Source organism: Pseudonocardia sp. EV170527-09, from assembly GCF_008369905.1.
GTDB lineage: Bacteria > Actinomycetota > Actinomycetes > Mycobacteriales > Pseudonocardiaceae > Pseudonocardia.
On sequence record NZ_VRMC01000197.1, the window covers coordinates 1 to 3084 of the forward strand.

Annotated in this window: 4 protein-coding genes; all 4 read right to left on the minus strand. The window is 62.1% G+C overall.

Going from position 1 to position 3084, the window contains the following annotated elements:
• Window positions 1-94 precede the first annotated feature (94 nt).
• Window positions 95-841, minus strand: a complete 747-nt coding sequence (locus FVA95_RS28140) for an ABC transporter permease (protein ID WP_149666829.1) — start codon at window positions 839-841, stop codon at window positions 95-97.
• A 23-nt stretch (window positions 842-864) separates the two neighbouring features.
• Window positions 865-1827, minus strand: a complete 963-nt coding sequence (locus tag FVA95_RS28145) for an ATP-binding cassette domain-containing protein (RefSeq protein WP_149666830.1) — start codon at window positions 1825-1827, stop codon at window positions 865-867.
• A gap of 315 nt (window positions 1828-2142) precedes the next feature.
• Complete coding sequence (locus tag FVA95_RS28150; protein WP_149666831.1) at window positions 2143-2316, minus strand: thiomuracin/GE37468 family thiazolyl RiPP peptide; 174 nt, start codon at window positions 2314-2316, stop codon at window positions 2143-2145.
• A gap of 410 nt (window positions 2317-2726) precedes the next feature.
• Window positions 2727-3084, minus strand: a 358-nt coding sequence (locus FVA95_RS32295; RefSeq protein ID WP_149666832.1) for an IS3 family transposase, incomplete at its 5' end; no start/stop codon positions are given.

Genomic DNA, 3084 nt, shown 5'->3' on the forward strand with positions numbered 1-3084 from the left:
TCGAGACACTGCTCAACACCGCCCACGCGGCCTGACCCACCTACCGAGATCGGGTCAACCGAACTCGGGGCAGTCCCGGACTACTAGTGCTCGGCTACGTCTCCGCACGGAACGTCCTGGTACCGAACCACACACCCAGTAGGCACAACAACACGGCCCAACCGCCGCCCCACATCACACCGCTCGCCGTCACGTCACCGGCGAAGCAGGACCGAACCGCGTCGACGACATGTTTGATCGGCATCAGCTCTGCCGTGAACTGCAGCCAGTGCGGTCCCATCCCGACCGGAAGCAGGATTCCAGACAGTAGGATGATCGGCATGAGCAGGGTATTGACAACACTGCCCATGACACGTTCGTCCTTGGCGCTGAGTGCGATCGCATTCGAAGTCGCCGCGCATGCAACCCCAAGGATGAGCGTGATGCCCACGCCGACCAGAAGTTCCGGCAACGGGGCGTCCATCCCGAAGGCGTAGGCGAGAGCGATCAGTACGACGACCTGGAACAGTAACTGTACGAGGTCGCGTCCGAGTCGACCCAGCAGGAGAGCAGAGCGGTGGGCAGGGGTGACTCGCTCCCCCTCGATCACGCCGTCGCGCCACTCGCCGATCGCACCGTAGCCGGTGAAGGCGGCTCCGAAGACCGCCAGTTGGACAAGCAGGCCCGGAACGAAAAGTGTGTACTGGTTTGCTGAGCCGACATGGGCTGCGACCGACTGAAGCAGCGGAGCGAACAGCACCAGGTAAAGCATCGGCTGGAGCAGCCCGGACAGGATCATGGCCGGGCTGCGCAGGCTCATGCGCATCTGGCGGCGGAACACAACAATCGTGTCCTGGAACATAGAGGATGCCTTTCTCGGCACAGTTAGCGCGAATCCCGCAGCAAACTTCCGGTCAAGGTAAGGAACACGTCGTCCAGGGTCGGGCGGCGAACCTCCAACGACACCAGTTCGACATCGAACATGTCCAGCTCACGGGTGAGGGCGGGAAGGAGGGGCCCGGCCCGAGGCACCCGTCCGACGACCCGCAGCCCAGTCACTGAAGGCTGGTCGGCAGTCGACTTCTCCAGGATGCGTACGGCGGCGTCCAACTGCTCCGGGGCAGAGACCTCCATCTCGACCAGGTCTCCAGCAATCTGCTCTTTCAACCGATCCGGGGTGTCTGCCGTGACCACCCGCCCGTGATCGAACACGATGACCCGGTTGCTCAGTGCATCCGCCTCATCGAGGTAGTGAGTTGTAAGGAACACGGTCATGCCGTAACGCTCACGCAGATCTCTGATGTGTCCCCACAAGTTGGAGCGTGCCTGGGGGTCGAGGCCTGCCGTCGGCTCATCAAGGAACAACAGGCGCGGCTCGTGCACCAGCCCCATGGCCACCTCCAGCCGCCTGCGCTGCCCGCCGGACAGAGAGCGCGGAACGCGTGCCCAGACGTCGGCGAGGTCCAGTCGTTCGAGCAGGGCGCGTGCCCGTCGTGTGGCGGTGGACGCGTCGAGGCCGTACAGCATGGCGCGGTCGACGATCTCGTCCCCGGCCTTGGCGAACCCGCCAGTCGATCCTCCCTGCGAGACGTAACCGATCTGCCGTCGCACCGTCTGCGACTGGGTGACGACGTCGTGGTCGGCCACCCGGGCTGAGCCTGACGTTGGGCCGGTCAGAGTGGTGAGCATCCGAAGCGTTGTAGTCTTCCCCGCACCGTTGGGCCCGAGGAAGGAGACGATTTCTCCCTCGGCAACCTCGAAGCTCGCGTCCGAGACCGCATCTACCTGCAGTCGTTTCCGGCCGTGTCGAACGGTATATGACTTGGCTAGTCCAGACGCCAAGATCATAAGTTTCTTACCTCACTTAATGCCAGATCTTCAGAGCATGTTCGAGAAGGCTGCATTTCCCCCTCAGGGGCCCAGAGTGGAACGCCTGGGGATCAGATTTTCGCTGATCGGCACTGCAGGGGCACTCTGCAGAAGTAGGTCCTACGAAGCGCGAGCAAGGTGTTGCAAAGGCTTCTCAAACACGTTCTTACCACGCGCCACGGAGGGACGAGGGATGCCGCAGTCCCGCGGTGCACCTCAAGAGCGCGCCGCGGGACTGATTCTATTCAGTCCGGTGTGGATTTTCGCGCCCCCCGTCTCGCAGCTGAGAGCGCATCAATTAGAGCTGCAGGAACAGCAGATGTAGCAGAAGCAGTTGGTCGAGGCGCCGACCTCAGGCATGCCGTGATCAGCGGTCAATGCGGTGACTGCGCCACCCTGCTCAACGACGTCGAACACGTCGATCGACAGGTCGTTGACGTCGACGAAATACTCTTCGTTGTTGTCCATGTGACTCCCTTTCATCCTCAATGGAAGGACTGGATCCCTGAGTGAGTCCAGTCGAAGACTCCCGGAGGCGGAAGTCCATGCGCATCATGACTGAATCATGGTTTCGAGTCACGCCCCCGAAACCAGTGACCCGAAACCACAGCGGGTCACAAGACGTGTTGCCAGGCTGCGAGTTCGGTGTTGCGGGTGTCGATGTCGGTGATGCGTCGGTCGGGGCACTGGCGGGCCAGGGTCGAGAGTTCGATCTCGACGATGTTGAGCTAGTGTCCTGAGTCGTTAATGGTTTTATTGATCTGGGTGCAGTAGTGGGCGAGGCTGTCGAGGATCTCGTTGGCGGTTTTTGAACCGCCCCGGCGTGTCCGGAGAGCTTGGGGTGCCCCGGGTTCAGCGGAGTCGCATGGCTGGAATCTCTAGGCCACGACGATCTTGTTCTGCGTCTCGAACTCTAGCGGTGACAGCCATCCTAGAGCGCTGTGTCGCCGGCGCCGGTTGTGCCAGATCTCGAGGTACTCGAAGATCGCGTTGGCCAGCTCGATGCGGGTCGTCCAGCGGCGCCGATTGAGGAGCTCGACCTGCATCCGCGACCAGAACGACTCGATCACGGCGTTGTCGAAGCAGTCGGCGATGCTGCCCATCGATGGCACCAGCCCGGAGACCCTCGCGCGATCGGTGAACGCCCAGGACCCGAATTGCCTGGGTTCAACCGATCGTTGCAACACCGGGTTGTCAGGCTGAGCGTAGCTGCTCTTCGAACACTTCGGCGGGGGT

Excerpts from the sequence above, each read along its gene's own strand:
- FVA95_RS28145 (WP_149666830.1), bottom strand. The coding sequence starts at position 1,827 with ATGATCTTGGCGTCTGGACTAGCCAAGTCATATACCGTTCGACACGGC.
- FVA95_RS28150 (WP_149666831.1), bottom strand. The coding sequence starts at position 2,316 with ATGGACAACAACGAAGAGTATTTCGTCGACGTCAACGACCTGTCGATC.
- FVA95_RS28140 (WP_149666829.1), bottom strand. The coding sequence starts at position 841 with ATGTTCCAGGACACGATTGTTGTGTTCCGCCGCCAGATGCGCATGAGC.